11 protein-coding genes are annotated in these 17,732 nt (G+C 44.1%); 1 reads left to right on the forward strand and 10 read right to left on the reverse strand.

The genetic code is table 11. The features are described from left to right. The first annotated feature begins 449 nt into the window (after window positions 1–449). The gene (locus HMPREF1212_RS17590; protein ID WP_046150501.1) at window positions 450–1,448 is read left to right on the forward strand and encodes a glycoside hydrolase family 43 protein; all 999 of its coding nucleotides are present in this window, start codon (window positions 450–452) and stop codon (window positions 1,446–1,448) included. Window positions 1,449–1,543: 95 nt separating this feature from the next. On the opposite strand, the gene HMPREF1212_RS17595 is transcribed toward HMPREF1212_RS17590, so the two are convergent. From HMPREF1212_RS17595 to HMPREF1212_RS17640, 10 genes are all read right to left on the reverse strand, one after another. Further along, window positions 1,544–3,124, reverse strand: a complete 1,581-nt coding sequence (locus HMPREF1212_RS17595) for a peptide chain release factor 3 (RefSeq protein WP_046150502.1) — start codon at window positions 3,122–3,124, stop codon at window positions 1,544–1,546. An 81-nt stretch (window positions 3,125–3,205) separates the two neighbouring features. After that, window positions 3,206–6,388, reverse strand: a complete 3,183-nt coding sequence (locus HMPREF1212_RS17600; RefSeq protein WP_046150503.1) for a beta-galactosidase, LacZ type — start codon at window positions 6,386–6,388, stop codon at window positions 3,206–3,208. A gap of 10 nt (window positions 6,389–6,398) precedes the next feature. Then, window positions 6,399–8,411, reverse strand: a complete 2,013-nt coding sequence (locus HMPREF1212_RS17605) for an MGH1-like glycoside hydrolase domain-containing protein (protein WP_046150504.1) — start codon at window positions 8,409–8,411, stop codon at window positions 6,399–6,401. Between the two features lie 169 nt (window positions 8,412–8,580). Beyond that, a complete protein-coding gene (locus HMPREF1212_RS17610) occupies window positions 8,581–10,104 on the reverse strand; it encodes a RagB/SusD family nutrient uptake outer membrane protein (RefSeq protein WP_046150505.1) in 1,524 nt (507 codons plus the stop codon). Window positions 10,105–10,122: 18 nt separating this feature from the next. Beyond that, the gene (locus HMPREF1212_RS17615) at window positions 10,123–13,539 is read right to left on the reverse strand and encodes a TonB-dependent receptor (protein ID WP_052725042.1); all 3,417 of its coding nucleotides are present in this window, start codon (window positions 13,537–13,539) and stop codon (window positions 10,123–10,125) included. 116 nt (window positions 13,540–13,655) lie between these two features. Continuing rightward, window positions 13,656–14,636: a FecR family protein gene (locus HMPREF1212_RS17620; protein ID WP_046150506.1), complete on the reverse strand. Its 981-nt coding sequence runs from the start codon at window positions 14,634–14,636 to the stop codon at window positions 13,656–13,658. Window positions 14,637–14,711: 75 nt separating this feature from the next. Then, window positions 14,712–15,299, reverse strand: a complete 588-nt coding sequence (locus tag HMPREF1212_RS17625) for an RNA polymerase sigma-70 factor (RefSeq protein ID WP_046150507.1) — start codon at window positions 15,297–15,299, stop codon at window positions 14,712–14,714. Between the two features lie 16 nt (window positions 15,300–15,315). Next, window positions 15,316–16,185 (reverse strand): dTDP-4-dehydrorhamnose reductase, encoded by an 870-nt coding sequence (gene rfbD / locus HMPREF1212_RS17630; RefSeq protein WP_046150508.1) that lies wholly within the window; start codon window positions 16,183–16,185, stop codon window positions 15,316–15,318. A 4-nt stretch (window positions 16,186–16,189) separates the two neighbouring features. After that, a complete protein-coding gene (locus tag HMPREF1212_RS17635) occupies window positions 16,190–16,738 on the reverse strand; it encodes a DUF4924 family protein (protein WP_028727778.1) in 549 nt (182 codons plus the stop codon). Window positions 16,739–16,740: 2 nt separating this feature from the next. Continuing rightward, window positions 16,741–17,661: a Mur ligase family protein gene (locus HMPREF1212_RS17640; protein ID WP_028727777.1), complete on the reverse strand. Its 921-nt coding sequence runs from the start codon at window positions 17,659–17,661 to the stop codon at window positions 16,741–16,743. Window positions 17,662–17,732 lie beyond the last annotated feature (71 nt).

A 17,732-nucleotide genomic window follows, 5' to 3' on the forward strand; every position in this document is an offset into this window, starting at 1 on the left:
AAAAGAGTAAGGCTAGCCTTTCATATTTGCAATCCATGCCTTACATATTAGGAAAGTGAACCTTACGTTTTTCAAAGTAAGGAGAAAAAAGTTTAGATATAGGGAGATAAAGACTTAGTTCTCCTATGCTGAGGGCTTAGTAGCAGGTTGCCGGAGATAAGATTTCGGGGTGAAAGTTAGCTCTTTTTCGATGTAAAGTCAAGAGATTAAACCGATATAAATTGAGATGAATGGTAAAATGAAGGCTATATGAAGGCAAAACAAAGCAGTGCCTTCATGCCATGAAACCCAGATTATCAACAGGCATAGTTAGCATATGAACCCATGAAGGCAAAATCCGCATAAACATTTTTTGGGAGTCTGTAAGCAGCTTTATAAGATTATATCCCTATTTTTGCACACGATAAGTGTTTCGATTACTCATATTATCAACTTTAAATACCATTGTTATGAATAAACTTTGTCTGATCGTATTGACTTGCCTGACTTTCTCGCTCATACTTCCGGCCCAAAAGAAAGGAAATATCCCCGCAAGAAAGAATATTCCGCTGGATTCCATCACATTAAGTGATCCGGCTATCCTGGCCGACCGGAAAACCTCGATGTACTATATGACCGGTACCGGAGGCCTGCTTTGGAAAAGTAAAGACCTGAAGCTCTGGGAAGGGCCTTTTCAGGTTGCCCAAACAGATCCGCAATCATGGATGGGCCCTACCCCTATGATCTGGGCGGCGGAATTGCATCACTATAAGGATAAGTATTACTATTTTGCCACATTCACGAACCAGGCGGTAATGATCGATACGGTTCGCAGTACTCCGATAGAGCGCCGGGCTTCGCATATCCTGGTAAGTGATAAACCGGACGGCCCCTATGTCCCGATGAAAGATCCGACTTATCTACCCGCCGATAAGCCGACTCTGGACGGTACTTTCTGGGTGGATAAAGACGGAAAGCCCTATATGATCTATTGTTACGAATGGCTGCAAAACTGGAACGGTACAATCGAAAAGATTGAACTGAAACCTGATTTAAGCGGTTCTGTCGGCGAAGGGAAACTCCTTTTCCGTGCCAGCGACTCTCCGTGGAGCCGGGAGAAAGACGAAAATGGAAAGATTGGCCCGCACAAGGTCACCGACGGCCCTTATCTGTTCACGACAGGAACAGGCCGTCTGGGAATGATCTGGACTAGCTGGATTTATGATGTCTATGTACAGGGAGTTGCCTATTCGGAAAGCGGTACGCTGGATGGCCCCTGGATTCAGGAGAAAGAGATTATCACTCCTGAGAACTTCGGTCACGGGATGTTGTTTCAGACACTGGAAGGCAAATGGCTGATGTCTGTTCATAGCCATGAAAACAGGAACGGACACTATCACCGCGTTCCTCATCTGTTTGAAGTCGATCTGTCGGGAGATAAACTGGTGGTAGGCAAGCCTTATAAATAAATATTGCCGGACAAGATAAAAGTAAACGAAAAGAGCCGTGTCGAGATTGTCGACACGGCTCTTTCTGAATATAGAGATTGTTATCTCAAACAATATCAGAACTCCGAAGTAAAGTGGAATTTAATATCCGGGAAGTCCTGTTGCGCCATAGTCAGCACATAACCGGAGTCTGCCAGATATACATCACGCCCTTCCTTATCGAGAGCCATATACTGCGATTTACGTTTCTTGAAGTTTTCCAAAGCAACCTGGTTATCACTTTCAATCCAGCAGGCTTTGTAAAGGCTGATCGGTTCCCATTTACACTGTGCACCGTATTCGTGCAACAAACGATACTGGATAACCTCAAACTGCAACTGCCCTACCGTACCAATGATCTTACGGCCGTTGAACTGGTTGGTAAAGAGCTGTGCAACCCCTTCATCCATCAATTGCTCGATACCCTTGTTCAGCTGTTTAGCCTTCATCGGATCGGCATTTTCGATATATTTGAACATTTCCGGAGAGAAGCTGGGCAGTCCCTTGAAGTGAAGCTCTTCACCGGAAGTCAGCGTATCACCGATCTTGAAGTTACCGGTATCCGGCAGACCGATGATATCACCGGCAAATGCTTCGTCCACCGTCTCTTTCTTCTGAGCCATGAACGCTGTCGGGCTACTGAAACGCATCTGTTTGCCAAAACGTACATGCTTATAGTTGGCATTACGCTCGAAACGGCCGGAGCAGATCTTTACGAACGCAATACAACTGCGGTGGTTCGGATCCATGTTCGCATGGATCTTGAAGATGAAGCCGGTGAAGTTATCCTCTTCCGGATCGACCACACGTTCAACAGCCTGTATAGGACGGGGAGACGGAGCGATCTTGATAAAGCAATCCAGCAACTCTTTCACACCGAAGTTATTCAGGGCAGAGCCGAAGAATACCGGGGCGATGTCTCCTTTCAGATAAGTATTCACATCGAACTCCGGATAAACACCTTCGATCAGTTCAATATCCGAACGAAGTTTATCAGCCAGATTAATACCGATATGGTCTTCCAGTTCGGGATTGTTGATGTCGTCAAAACCGATCTTCTCCGTTACATACTGTTTGCTCGGAGTGTAAAGGTCAAGTTTCTTTTCATATATATTATATACACCTTTGAAACGCTGTCCCATATCAATCGGCCAGCTCAGCGGGCGCACCTTGATCTGCAGTTCTTCTTCTATCTCATCCAGAAGGTCGAAAGGATCTTTACCGTCGCGGTCCATCTTGTTGACAAACACGATCACCGGCGTTTTACGCATACGGCAAACTTCCATCAGTTTACGTGTCTGTGCTTCCACACCTTTGGCAATATCGATCACGATAATGACACTGTCTACGGCCGTTAAGGTACGGAAAGTATCTTCGGCGAAGTCCTGGTGACCGGGTGTATCGAGGATATTCACTTTATGATCCTCATAGTCGAAAGCCATTACAGAGGTTGCAACGGAGATTCCACGTTGTTTTTCTATTTCCATCCAGTCGGAAGTAGCCGTCTTTTTGATCTTGTTAGACTTCACGGCACCAGCCACATGGATAGCCCCTCCGAACAACAACAGTTTTTCTGTCAATGTCGTCTTACCGGCATCCGGGTGGCTGACAATAGCAAACGTTCTTCTTCTTTTAATCTCTTCTGAATATTGACTCATCTTATTCTTAATATTGTATTTTACAAAGACGGGGCAAAGATACAAAACGAAGGGGCAGGTTCCAAACCTGCCCCTATCTAATTATAACGGATATAAACGGAACCCGAAGCTGTGTCTTACAGCAGGTATCAGATACGGTTGATGCGGATAGGCACCCCAGCTGGTATCGCCGCCTACGCCCATTTGTTTCCAGTCGATATTCCAGGTTACCATGTCTTTCGGCTGTATATCGGACAGGTGACGCTGATGCTTCTTCAGATCGACTTCACTCAGGTCTTCGGTCGGGAAGAGATAGGCACTGGTGCTGATATAAGGTTGGCCTACAGCTTTCAACCCACTGCCTGCCTTATTGGTGAGGGTCATCCAGCGGACTTCGGTTTTGTTGCCGTTCTCCTGCGGACGGTCGTAAGGGAAATACTGTTCCCAGACATTCCCTTTATAACGTCCCACAAAAGCACTTGTCCAACGGTCGGAATAGTTCTCATGCGGGCCACGCCCGAACCATTCCATCTGGTCGTACTCCCGGTTCAATGTCAGGCTTACTCCCAGGCGTGGAAGTAGCGGCAAAGTATCATTGGCAGGAATAAAAAGACAACTTACATCGACATATCCTTCTCCTGAAACCAGGTATTTCACTACAAAAGAGGAATGACCGACCGATTCCGGTAACTGATAAGTAGATGTCAGCTCATATTTATCTGCTGTAATTAACTGTTTTTCTATCTGTACCAATTTTGCCTCCCGTCCGGCATGCCGCCATGGATCGCAACGTTTAGCCAGATCGCTTCCCAGATCATTATCCGTAGACGGCCGCCAAAAGTTTGGACGCAGGGCTTCCTTTATCATTTCTTTGCCATCGGTCTGATAGGAACACAGGGCACCGGTTGAGAGATCGAAAGCGACTTTCATCTTCCTCACTGTCACTTCCATACGCCCGGAACGTTCTTCTGCTTTCACAGGAACGGCAACCTGCAAAGATGGATCCGGCTTACCAAACGGAAGTCTCACCTGTTCACAGGCCAGTTCTTCTCCGGCTTTCAACAATCCGGCATCCGATTTTTGATAGGCATAGAAATTCAGATAGTACTCCACTCCCGGTCTTTCATCGATCGCAGGGAAAGATGTTTTGAACAAACCTTTCTCCTGAGCAGGCAATTCCACCTTATCAATCGTCCCGCTTGCCAGCACTTCACCGTTTCCTTCCAGACGCCAGCCGAACGTGAAGTCGGAGAGGTCGGTGAAGAAGTACTTATTTGTCAGTTCCACCAGACCATTATGGTAGTCAGCCAAGCGGAAAGCGATGTTCTGGTAGACCTTCTTCACTTCCCATATATGCGGTTTCAATGTGCGGTCGGCAGCGATCAGTCCGTTCATACAAAAGTTCTTACTACTCGGTGTTCCTTCCGGTGCCATATCACCACCGTAAGCCCAGTAGAAACGGCCGTCTGAAGTTTTCCGTGCAATTCCCTGATCGACCCAGTCCCAGATAAATCCACCCTGCAAGCTCGGATACTTTTCAATCACATCCCAGTAATCCTGCAAATTACCGACGCTGTTACCCATCGCATGTGCATATTCGCAGAGGATAAGCGGTTTGTTGGGTAGATAAAGAGTCCAATTCAGCAATACATCCAGCTTTTTATACATCGGACAGAAAATATCGGTATAAGGCCCTTTAATCCCGTCTTCCGAATGAACCGGGCGATGCGACCTGTCATGGTCATGTATCCATTTATAAGTCGTAGCGAAGTTACATCCTTCGCCAGTTTCATTTCCTAGCGACCATACAATGACACAAGGGTGGTTTTTATCCCTTTCAAACATACGTTCCGTACGATCGACAAAGGCTTTCTCCCATTCTGGCTGATTGGCCAGGCATTTATCAGGGTCGTACCCCATTCCGTGACTTTCGATATTGGCTTCATCCACAACATAGATACCATACAGGTCGCAAAGTTCGTACCAACGCGGATCGTTCGGATAATGGGAAGTGCGCACACTGTTGATATTGAATTGCTTCATCAATTGTATGTCTTTAATCATCGAGGCCTCGTCCACTACATGTCCGGTAAGAGGATCATGTTCATGTCTGTTCACTCCTTTTATATATACAGGTTTACCGTTTACCCATAGTTGCGCATGTTTCGTTTCACATTCCCGGAAGCCGACCAGGCGGGAAACGACCTCTTCTACTTTTCCGTTTACCCGCAAAGTTAAGAGCAGGCGATACAGATTCGGCTTCTCCGCACTCCAAAGCTGCGGTGCGATGATCTTTTTATGAAACAGGATATCAGGATTTTCTTTTTGCTGCTTTTTCCGCTCCGTGTAAATGCTGCGACCATCCGGCTCCTGGAGTTCTATTTCTACCTCGGCTCCTTTTATCTTTTCCGGATTTCTGTTCCCTAGTTCAAGATACAGACTGAAGTCGGCATCGGTATACAGATCATCCAAATCGGTCACAACTTCAAAGTCTCGGATATGTGTCTGCGGACGGGCATACAGATACACATCCCGTTGTATGCCGGCAAAACGCCAGAAGTCCTGGTCTTCCAGATAGTAGCCATCACTGAATTTAAAAACCTGGACAGCAATTTCGTTCTCTCCCCCCCAATTCAGATAGTCGGAAAGATCGAACTCGGCAGGTGTCTTGGAGTCTTGCGAATAGCCGACCTGTTTGCCATTCACCCAAACATAGAAGGAAGAAGCCACGGAACCGAAATGAAGTACGACCTGGCGATTCTTCCAGTTGGCAGGCACGGTAAACGTCCGTTTATAAGAACCGACAGGACTGTTATCGACCGGGATCAACGGCGGATTTTTCTTAAATCCATAGCCGCTACCTACATAGAAAGGATAGCCAAAACCTTGCAGTTCCCAGTTCCCCGGTACAGTTATATCAGCCCAACCGGAGATATCAAAACCCTGCTCCCAAAAGTCAAGCGGTCGTTCGGCTACCTTCGGAACATACTGGAACTTCCAGGTTCCATTCAGACACATATAATAAGGAGATGCCGACTTCATGCCATCAACAGCCAGTTTCTTAGTCGGATATCCCAGAAAAGTAGCCGCAGAAGGCAAACGATTGATGTGTAACACGTCGAAGTTTTCCCAATCGTTATTCGAATGGGGATATTTATCACGACGCAGCTCTTTCGCCACCTCTTCTTTCGCTTGTGGCTTTTCCATCGGTGCTCCGTCGAACTGGGCATGGGCGGCAAACAAGAAACCGGACATCCCTACAGCCAACAATAATTGCTTTCTCATATCTGTATGTTTATTTATTCAACAACATTTTAATAGTCACTGCCGACGACCAGCTAAAGTTAGGACAGTTCAGGGTTTCGCCCGTAAGCGGATTATAATTCTCATGGATCGGGCCATCCGTAAGCAATCCCTGCGCATTATCAATGTATTTAGCAACAAACCCATCTGCTTCCTTCTCGAAACCATAGTTACGTAAACCTGTCACACCAAAATAGACCTGGTCTATCCAAACAGGGCCACGCCAGTATCCACGGGTCGGACGGAGCCTGGGGTGACTGATCTCCAGCGTACCCAATGGAACCTTTGAGTTAAACTTCTCCGGGTCGAGCATCTTATCCAAGACTTTCCGTGCCTGTTGCGGAGTAGCCACACCGGCCCAAAGCGGCAACCAGCATTCGGCTCCCATCACTTTAATGAACTCACCGGTTCCCAGACGGGTATCATAAAAGAAACCGGTCTCCTCGTCGAACATCTTCGTTTGGATATGCACTTTCAGGACTTCCGCTTCTTGCTTCAATTGTGATGCCAGTTCATTCTTTCCCAGTATCTCCGCCATTTCTGCCAGAAAACCTTTTTCGGCATAGAGGAAAGAATTAAGGCAGATGTTCTCCTGATCCATCGACCAAGCCTTTTCCGGTTCATTCTTCAGCATGACGGCATCGTCGAAACGAACTCCGTTATCCATACCGCTTTCCCAACAGGCTGCTATCAAGGTGCCATCCGTAGAGCCATATTCGCAGATGCCGTTCCTATCATGATCGCGGTCGGTATACCACCATTGATGATACTTATACAGTTTATCGAACATTTCCGCCACAAAAGCCTTATCGCCAGTGGCATCATAAATACATTTAACAGCCCATGCTGCCAAAGGGGGCTTCGTGTCACGCCAGTTGATCCGTTCTTTATTTCGGCTCACAAAATCGGGGATCATTCCATTCTCCGCTTGATAATCGAAAAGACAACGTATCTCATTCTTTGCTTCTTCAGGGTTATACAGGGCATTGGCAGCCGCATGTTTCCAAGAATCCCACGACCAGATACCAAAGAAACCGCTATAGGAAGGATAAGTCCCGTCATGCAGAATATCCCCCGATGGGGTACGCCAGTTAGCCACCAGCGTCATCAAGGCTTTAGTTACCACATGCCTGTATTTGTTCTCTTTCATAAACGGACTATCATTATCGAACAGGGAAGATAAATAAGTATTCCACCGTTTTTCATTCTCGACAAAGACCCTGTCAGCATCCAAACCTTTAAGCAGTTCGAACTCTTTATTCAATGTTGCCTCATCAAACGCAAATGTTTGAGTGGACACTGTTTCAAAGCCACTACCGGGTGTAAGCTGTAAGTTTTCTTTTTCTGCAACAAGCAAACTGTCCTTTCCCACCAACCGCACATCCTGGGCTGTATTGAACGAGATAAATGTAAGCGTCTGCTCCTGGTTATGAACGACTTTCACACCTTTACCGGTTGCCGACAAGGTCGCACTATTCTCATAGACTCCACCACGCCACTGTAAAGAAACAGTCAGATCTTTCGAGCTTATATTCTTCACACTGGAGCGGATCACCGCAGTACGGGCGGACGAGAAACATAGCTCAGTCACAAAGCTCAATTGTTCATTCCTGAATTCCTGAACCAGTTTGCCCGGATAATATTTAGAAGTCTGTATATTACGGGCAAGATCATACTTCTCACCGTCAACCCAGATAACCGGCTCTGCAAGTGAAAGGGCAATCCATCCTCTACCAGTCATCATGTAAGGGCCTACAAAACTACCGGCCAGTCGGGTCGCTTCATTTTCCGGCAGTGCATATCCTGTCCATGAACCCTGATCGGCAAACACAAAGAGATCGCGGTCTTTTTCTGTTTGCGGTACGTTCTTGATATTTATCAGGTTATAAAAGTCGTTACGGTCATTCTTCATTTCTTCCGATGAAACGTCATTCTTCACTCCTGAGCAACAGGAAAACAATAAAAGAATGGAACAAACCGAAAGATGGTTTATTATATTATTCATGATTAAGAGTATTTATTAAATGAAGGTTTCTATAAAAAATAAGTTTTTGCACAGAGTCTCTTTATAACGTTACCCAGAGCCTGTATGTAACGTTCCCCATAGGCTCTGGGTAATGCTATAAAGTCACTCTGTGTAATGTTACAAAGAGGATCTGTGCAATACCAGACTTTTATTTAGAGAAATTCGGATTTTGCTCCCAGTCCGGATTTAACAGAAATTCGTCGTGTGGAATAGGCAATAGCTTATGCTTTGTGTCTACATAATTATCAACAAAAGGCTTCTTATGATCCCTCAAAGCTTGTTCTACAATTCCCCAGCGTATCAGATCATACCACCGTGAACCTTCAAGAGCCAATTCGCAAGGACGTTCTACATTCTGCAAATGCTTCAAGACAGCATCTTTACCCATATCTTTTGGAAGAGCCGGAACATTTACACGAGCACGAACCTGGTTGATATAGTCTATAGCCTGCGAGGTGGCTCCCCTATGATTAAGGCATTCTGCATACAATAAAAGAACATCCGCATAACGGATTACCGGAATGTTAAAAGCACTCCAGTCCCAATATTGACTCAGTGACTCGTCCCAAGTAACAAACTTATGCCAGTAAATCGCATCTTTTGAATGATAATCGCTGAATTGTTTACCTTCTTCCATGTAGAAAGCTTTGGTCTTCGGATCATCGAATAGAATGGTAGCATATAAACGATCGCTGTAATTGCCGTCAACCGTTTTGTCTTGCTTCATGACATCAAACAGCCAGAAAGAGGGATAGGCCTCTTCATACCCCTCGGCATCACTGGATGCCAGGTGAATAGCCAGACGGTTAAATTCGCGACGCCCACCGTCCATATTCCCGGAGTATTGCACTTCAAACACGGCTTCTTTACTGTTTTTATGTAATCCATCCCACAAATCGGCATAATTACTAATCAACTCATATTGTCCACTATCAATGATCTTTTTCAATTCTTTTTCCGCTTTATCCTGTTGGTTACGAAACATATAGAATTTAGCCAGTATGCCTGCTGCCATATACCTAGTAGCACGTCCTGCCTGCTCCGGTTTCCATCCGTCAGGTTCGGGCAGATAATTCTGTACATCAATCAATTCTTTTTCGATAAAGTCTGTAATAACTCCAGGTTGTGATTGCTGAGGATAGAATTCTTCGTCCGTCCCTTTCAGTTCATGTTCATACAAAGGTAAACGTTCACCAAAATTCAGATACAACCGATAATAGTAAAAAGCACGTAAAAAGCGGGCTTCCGCCAGCGAACAGTTCTTCACTTCTTCCGAGACACCCTCTACGTTGGGTATATTGTCAATACATTGATTTGAATAATTAATACCTTTGAACAAGTTAGTCCATTCGCTATAACCCAGTGCATCGTTCGGTGTATTGTTATACATTGCCAGATTCATCCATGAGGTCACATCAGCACGAAAGTCCAGTTCATCACTCCGGTAATTATCTACTACGATATAACGCTCAAAAGGCATCCCCCAATCCATATTGGGTTGTAAATAGGCATAGGCAGACGTAAGTCCTTTAAGTATATCACCTTCCGATTTCCAGAATGTAGAAGGAGTCAGATAGTTCGGATTTGTATTCTCATCCAGGAAAGTGCCCGTACAAGCCGATAACCCGAGATTAAGTGCCAGACCTGCAATAAATATATTCTTCAGTTTCATGATATTCTTCTTTAATGATTAAAAACCAAATTTCAAACCAATCATATAAGAACGACTCAAAGGATACAAAGCGTCGTCGATACCCATATAAGTAGTTCCGGAGTCGCTATTTGATGTTGCTCCGGTTGCCGGATCGTATCCTTTATAACCGGTGATCGTGAACAAACGGTTAGCTGCTAGATAAACACGTAAGTTATCTATATGTAACGACTTACAGACCTTTGTTGGCATACTGTAACCAATCTGCAGATTATTCAGCCGCAGGAAATTTCCATTCTCGACAAAACGATCCGAGGTCTGGATATTACCGTTAGGGTCGCCTACTACCGCACGTGGAATATCTGTATCCGGATTTTCCGGAGTCCACGCATTCAATGCATCTTTACCATAGTTGAAAACTTTGTCCATACGCTGTAACTGGCGTTTCATATAATTGTAACGCTTCACTCCGAAATTACCGTAAAAGTTTGCTACCAGATCGAAAGCCCCGTAACGTAAATTGACATTGAATCCGACAACAGCTTTCGGATTGCCACTCCCCACTTTAACTTTGTCATTCGAGTCAAGTTTTCCATCCCCATTCTGATCAATAAAGCGGATATCACCTGGTGCAGCAGCCGGTTGTAAAGGGATCCAGTTACCTGCAGCATCTTTCGACCCGTGCTGGGCATTCCAGTCATCCACTTCTTTCTGATTTTGAAAAATACCAGCTGTTTTCAGTACCCAAAATTCTCCAATCTCACCACCGACATAGGTTCGTGCCGGACCATATTCGTCCAGATAACCGGGATCCGACATTTCTTTGAGGACACTCTTGTAATGCGATACGTTCAGATCCAGATCATATTTGAATTTATTTCCTACGCTTCCGTGATAGATAGCCTGCATTTCAAAACCGGTTGTCCGCAGGCGTCCCTCATTTACGATAAGGCTTCCAAAACCTGTACATGCACTGATATTTTTAGATGATAGCATATCTTTCGTATTCTTGATATAAGCCTCAGCGGAAAACTCTAGTTTATTGTTCCAGAATCCCAGGTCGATACCGATATTTTTGTATAACGTTGTTTCCCATTTGATATGTGTGGAAGGTAAACCTATAATAGCATACCCCATGTTAATTTGATTACCGCCAAAAGGATAATTCAGGTTATTCGTATTGGATGTCAGACGGGGGATATATTTATAATTACCGATCGATTGATTACCTAAAGCACCGTAGCTCAAACGCAACTTAAAAGTTGACACAGTCTCTTTCATCTTCATCCAGAATTCTTCATTCGCAATATTCCAACCGAGAGATGCAGAAGGAAAGAAGCCCCATTTGTTACCTTCACCGAAACGGGAAGAACCATCATAACGAGCTGAAACCATCGCCATATAACGATAGTCATAGTTATAACCAATACGCCCGAAAGCAGAACGCAGTGCATAACGGTTGTATCCTCCTCCCACTGCAAAATTAGTTTGTCCATGCTCCAGGTACTGCATATCATTGTTTTCGAACTGAGAGGCAGAACCGGACTGGTCATCATACCTGTTCTCTTCCTGGGAAATACCCAGTAATGCCTGTAAACTATGTTTTTCTGCAAATGTTTTATTATAATTAGCAGTCAATTCCAACAGGTCTTCTATCCGTTTACTTCTTTCTTCGTATAAAGAAGCTATTTTATTCACTTTACTGGCTCCTACGTAATAGGTAGGGGTAAATGATTTATAATGATAGAAGTTCATATTACGTCCGGCCTGGAATTTAACGATCAGGTTTTCAATAGGTTCATACTGGACATAAGCCGAAGCCGAAATGTAATCATTGGCTTTAGTCGTTTTGATCAGATTATTGAAAGCAACCGGATTTGCGGCATCCGACATGCCCATACCGGATATTGCACCACCATACCCTCCATCATTTTCCGGATCGTAAACAGAGACCAACGGTTCGATATTCGTAGTCTGGTACATACCCGGAAAACCGGTATCAGCTTCCGGAGTTGTCGTTTTTCGTCCGTAACTAATAGACTCTCCCATTTTGAATTTACCACGCTTGATATCTGAATTCAAACGAAAACCAAACTTCTCAGAGTCTGTGCCGACAATAATTCCGTCTGTTGAAGAATAAAAACCAGACAAGGCTACGTTCATTATTTCATTACCTGCAGTATATCCTAAATTATATTTCTGAGTCAGGCCACGACGATAGTATTCTCTCTGCCAATCCGTGTCGGCAAATTGTCCGGGGTTTTCTTCATATGCCGCAATATATTTAGGCCAGCGACTTTGCGGTAAACCGGCATTGGTCAGCGCCATCTTACGTACTTTTATGAATTCTTCCGAATTACAAACATCCATCCGCTTAGGCAGGTCGTCCATACCGAAATAGGCAGAAACCGAAATTTTAGGTTCCTGCTTTCCTCCGCGATTCGTTTCGATCAGAATAACACCGGCAGCCGCACGTGCTCCATAGATAGCAGCAGTTGCCGCATCTTTCAGAACCGTCATGGATTTGATGTCTTCCGGATTTAGATAGGACATATCACCTGGTACTCCATCAATTACAACCAATGGCTCATTGCTGGAACCCCAGGATGTCATACCACGTACAGTTATCGTGGGATCACTTCCCGGTGCACCTGTTCCAAAATTGACAGACAGCCCCGGTGCCATCCCTTGCAGAGCTTCTGCAGCACCTGCCGTAGGTAAATTTGCAAGCTTTTCACCGGACACAGTCGTCACAGACCCGGATACATCCGATTTCTTCTGTGTACCATAACCGATCACGACCACCTCGTCCAGTTTTTTAGTATCTTCCGACAATATTATATTTACTATATTGTTTTTTCCCGGAGTAGCTTTCTGTTGTATATAGCCAATATAGGAAATGATCAGGCTGCTGTTTCCCGATATTTCCAAAGAAAACCGACCCTCTATATCAGATATTGTACCGTTACTTGTTCCTTGCTCAACAATATTAGCCCCAATAATAGGTTCTCCTCTGTCATCCTTAACAGTTCCTGTTATCTTACGCATTTGTTGGGCTTTTATCAAAGCAATATTCCGACTTGATCCTTTATACAGGACAATATGCTTATCGTCAATATCATATTTAATATTTTCACCGGAAAATAACTGGCCCAGTACATCCGTAATACTTTTATCGTTTACATTCACCGACACTTTACGGTGTACATCGATCTGTTCCATATTATAAGTAAAATAATACAGACTTTTCTGTTCAATAGCGGAAAGCACTTCCTGCACTGTTACGTTTTCCATATCTAGCGAGAAACGAGCAGACTGTGAATATGTGATTTCAGCAAATACAGGTAGAGTTCCAAAGAGTACAAACAAGAGTAGACATCTCATAATAGATAAACTTTTTCTTTGCCACGATGAAAATCTAATACATCGAAGCATACTTTTCATAATATAATCCATACATTTGTAGATGATTAGTTAGTAATAAATCTAGGTTATTAGAAAATTTATTTGATTAATCGTATCGGAACCGGAAGTGTTGGGAGCATTTTCGGTTCTTTATTTATATATCCGTTCTATTCCATAGGCGATCCATTTTTATAAATTATTACCTGGTTACCATCCAGCTTGAAATCCAGCTGACGGGTACCTTTCAACAAAGCAAGAATTTGAGATAAAGTGACATTATTCTCCACGCGTAAAGAGAATTTCCTTTCGGCAAGTCCCGCTCCCTCTATTCTTATGTGAACATTGAAACGACGTTCCAGATCTTTTACTATCTCAGAAAGAGAATTATCGACATAGGCAATCTCACCAGCTTTCCAGACATAGAAAGCATTACCATTCACACGATGCAACTTCAAACCTGTTAATTTTGAATAGGAAACCTGTTCATTCGGATTCAACATCGCAGACTCCCGCTCATCAGTTGTACAAACTTCTACCTTTCCTGACTTTAGCGTGACATACGTCACTTCATCCCGGTAAGCTTTTACGTTGAATGTAGTACCCAGTACTTTTATTGTCATATCCGGGACTTGTACAACGAACGGACATTTTTCATCGTGCGTTACTTCAAAAAAAGCCTCTCCTTCCAATTCCACATGACGTTGCTTGTTTGAGAAAACAGCAGGATAATGCAAACGACTGTTTGAATTCAAACAGACTTTCGTTCCATCCGATAAAACAAGGTTAACACGCTGCCCTTTGGGAACCTCAACCATATTCACCGCATCCGGAACAACCGAGCGATCATAAAAAATATCAACTGTAATCAATAAGGCTATCAAACCAACCGCTGCGTATTTCCAATAATGCAGACCAAACAGTTTATATTTTCGTGATTGTGGTTGTAATATACGGGACAGACGTTCATAGGCCGTTTCAACTCGACAGGAATGAGCGATAGCGGCTTCGCGCTTCATCAACCAAAGTCGTTCTATTTCAAAAAAGATATCGGCATTCTTTTTGTCCACCAATATCCAGCTCTCGATCCTTTCCGACTCAACCGGAGTAGATTGACCTTTTAAATATTTTATGATTTGTTCTTCGTTCATCTTGCTCAAAATTATCGCTTATATATAAACGAAGATCGAGCAAGGGAAAACTACGGGGTGATTTTCCTGTTTTTTTTACTTATATGTTGAAAAACACAATATAAGTATAAAAAGGTGGTGTAAATCCTTTCGAAGAAATATAATAGCCTGACGAATATGCCATTCCACTGTGCGGGAAGAAATCCCCATTGTTTCAGCAATATCCTTATGACTCATGTCCTCGAAATAACACAAACGGAATATTTTAGCACACTTAGGAGATAGCTTTTCAACGGATTCATTAATTACATCCTGCAAATCATGACTTATAACTGATTTTATTACATCATTCTCATCAGAATGCTCCTCCAACCAAAGTAGACGGAGCTCTCCAATCCTAACTTTCCTCTCATACTCTTCTACAACCATCTGGTGCTTTAAATAATCCAGACAGCTATTCTGTGTACATTTATATAGAAAAGATTTTATATCGTTAACTTCTACTGTTTCTTTCCGCTCCCAATAAAATAAAAAAACATTCTGTACCAGATCTTCCGCAGTATATTCATCTACAAACCTGGAAGCTAAAGCGACCAAACGTGGATATAATACCTGAAAAAACCGACGAAACGACGGTAGGTCTCCTTGCCTGACTTTTTCTATATCAAACGTTAGTTTCTTCAATGTAGAATGGGCTATTTCACGTTAGTACTTTTTCTTTTAAACAAACACGAAGGCTCTCCTCCCAATGCGGGATAGCAATACCGTACGTTTCTTTTATCTTACTCTTATTCAATACGCTATAAGGCGGACGCACTGCCCGTGTAGGATAATCTTTTGTTTCAATCGGCCGGACATTACAAGCTATTCCGGCTATCTGCAGTACTTTCACGGTGAAATCGTACCAACTGCAAACACCCTCGTTCGAATAATGATAAATTCCCGGAACGAAAGCTTCCTTTTCATCGGCAGTAACAACAGTCAGGATCGCTTCAGCCAGATCGCCGGCATAAGTCGGTGTACCTATCTGGTCGAATACGAAACCAAGCTGATCCCGTTCTTTACCCAGACGGAGAACGGTCTTGACAAAGTTATTCCCAAATTCGGAATACAGCCAGGCGGTACGGATGATTACCGCATCCGGGCAAACTTCCATCAGGGCTTCTTCACCGGCCAACTTGGTACGGCCATAAGCAGAAACCGGACGTGTATCGTCGGTCTCCTTATACGGACGGTAGCTTGTACCGCTGAACACATAGTCGGTTGATACATGGATGATTTTTGCTCCGGCTTCACGGGCAGCTTCACCCAATACATGTACCGCATAACAATTCAAACGGCGACATAAAGCCTCGTCGTCTTCCGCCTTATCTACAGCCGTGTAGGCTGCACAGTTCAGTATATAGTTTACCTGGTTATCTTTTATCGCGGCTTTTACCGCTACAGGATCTGTTATATCCAATGTATCGACATCCGTAAAAAGGAAATTGTATTGCGGATGTTGGCTTGCCAGCAGACGGATAGAATTGCCCAGCTGTCCGTTGGCACCTGTTACTAAGATTGTTTTCATGTCTTTAATCTTCTAATTTCAGTTCTCCGTTCATATCCTCGCGATATTTCTCGGCAAGAAGGGCCAGAAAAGAACTGATCTGCTTAATGGCTTCCTGGGTTTCCGGACTTACCGGCTTTCCCTGCATCCGCAGAAGCAGAAAACCATAGATAGCATTAAAACAGGTTTCCAGTTCGGGTAGCTCTTCTCCCCCGGATTTAGCCCGGAGCTGAACTATATATGGGAGCGTTTTATAATAGGCCGCCCCGTAAATCATTTCTTTCGGAGATTTAAGCAGCCGCAGATGCAGGTCGGTCAAGGTGATAATCACATTCTTATTCAACTGAATATGTCCCTTTTCCATGACACCTTCGCTACGCATCATTTCGATCAGTTCTTCATACCATCGGGCGATTTCTTCCTTTACTTCGTCCGGTTGATCGTACTGGGAGATAACCGTACGGCGGATGGAATCGATATCAAAATGATTGGCACGTATCAGGTCTTCCACCTGCCACATGTATAACAAATACTCGGCTATATTTTCTTTTCTTTTCTGTTTTGCTATAATCATAGCTACAAAGATACACTATATTCAGATAACGCCCGATAAAAATCGGCATCTTTAACACCTAACTGACGGCAGGCCAGACGGGCAGCATTCAGATTGGTAAGGAAATAACTGTCGGCTATCCGTATCGGGAAGTCCCCGTAACGGGTTTGCAGAAACGTAGCTCCGTCTTTCTCGATCACAGCATGTTCTCCATACGGGATAGCGGTGATGTCCTCACGAACGTTCTCGGCCAGTTGCTTGACCATACGGTCGCCTTCGAAATAGATCAGTTTGCCTTCACGCTCTATCAGCTTTGTGAAACTCCTGAATGTATCATAATAAGCATCCGGTGTGGCATGGTCGGTATCCGGTGTCCACGACAGATTGGTAAGAATAGCGATATGCGGGCGATAAAATTCCAGTTGGAAACGTTTTTCCAACGCAGAAGTAACATGTTCGTCTCCTTCAATCAGGGCAATGCGTGCTTCATAGCTCATCCGTACACGGTTAGGCAGCAGAGCGACCTCGCTAGTCAGGGCATAATCGAAAACCAGCTTCTGCCGCTGAAGGGCACAAACGATCATCGAGATAATTGTTTTCTTTCCGCGGCTACCCGCAACAACTACCCGTGTTTTCTCCTTAGTACGCTGAAATATGAATTCAGGGATTGAGAGAATCAGCAAGCCTAATTCTTTGGCCTTTATCAATTCCGGATTATCCTGTTTGACAGTGGCACCCAGAACGACAAAATTACTATCTTTAATTAATCTCTCCGGAAACCATCCGTTTCCATGACAAGTACAACCTGCAGCGCGGAGCTTTGCAACAACTTCTTCTGTTATACCATCGCCGGAAACGCTTACTTCATATCCCTTCTCGTGAATAGCCAAAGCCAGGTCAAGGACAAGAGGTTCGGTTACGGAGATTAAATGAACTTTTCGCATCGCTTAGATTTTGGCGCAAATGTACACATTTTCATCAAGCTTCAACATATGGGGAATAGAAAAAACTTGCT

The sequence above is a fragment of the Parabacteroides sp. HGS0025 genome (assembly GCF_000969845.1).
Lineage (GTDB): Bacteria > Bacteroidota > Bacteroidia > Bacteroidales > Tannerellaceae > Parabacteroides > Parabacteroides gordonii.

Bases quoted from the DNA above. Each gene is read 5' to 3' on its own strand.
- HMPREF1212_RS17590 (WP_046150501.1), top strand. From the start codon at position 450: ATGAATAAACTTTGTCTGATCGTATTGACTTGCCTGACTTTCTCGCTC.
- HMPREF1212_RS17595 (WP_046150502.1), bottom strand. From the start codon at position 3,124: ATGAGTCAATATTCAGAAGAGATTAAAAGAAGAAGAACGTTTGCTATT.
- HMPREF1212_RS17600 (WP_046150503.1), bottom strand. From the start codon at position 6,388: ATGAGAAAGCAATTATTGTTGGCTGTAGGGATGTCCGGTTTCTTGTTT.
- HMPREF1212_RS17605 (WP_046150504.1), bottom strand. From the start codon at position 8,411: ATGAATAATATAATAAACCATCTTTCGGTTTGTTCCATTCTTTTATTG.
- HMPREF1212_RS17610 (WP_046150505.1), bottom strand. From the start codon at position 10,104: ATGAAACTGAAGAATATATTTATTGCAGGTCTGGCACTTAATCTCGGG.
- HMPREF1212_RS17615 (WP_052725042.1), bottom strand. From the start codon at position 13,539: ATGGATTATATTATGAAAAGTATGCTTCGATGTATTAGATTTTCATCG.
- HMPREF1212_RS17620 (WP_046150506.1), bottom strand. From the start codon at position 14,636: ATGAACGAAGAACAAATCATAAAATATTTAAAAGGTCAATCTACTCCG.
- rfbD (WP_046150508.1), bottom strand. From the start codon at position 16,185: ATGAAAACAATCTTAGTAACAGGTGCCAACGGACAGCTGGGCAATTCT.
- HMPREF1212_RS17635 (WP_028727778.1), bottom strand. From the start codon at position 16,738: ATGATTATAGCAAAACAGAAAAGAAAAGAAAATATAGCCGAGTATTTG.
- HMPREF1212_RS17640 (WP_028727777.1), bottom strand. From the start codon at position 17,661: ATGCGAAAAGTTCATTTAATCTCCGTAACCGAACCTCTTGTCCTTGAC.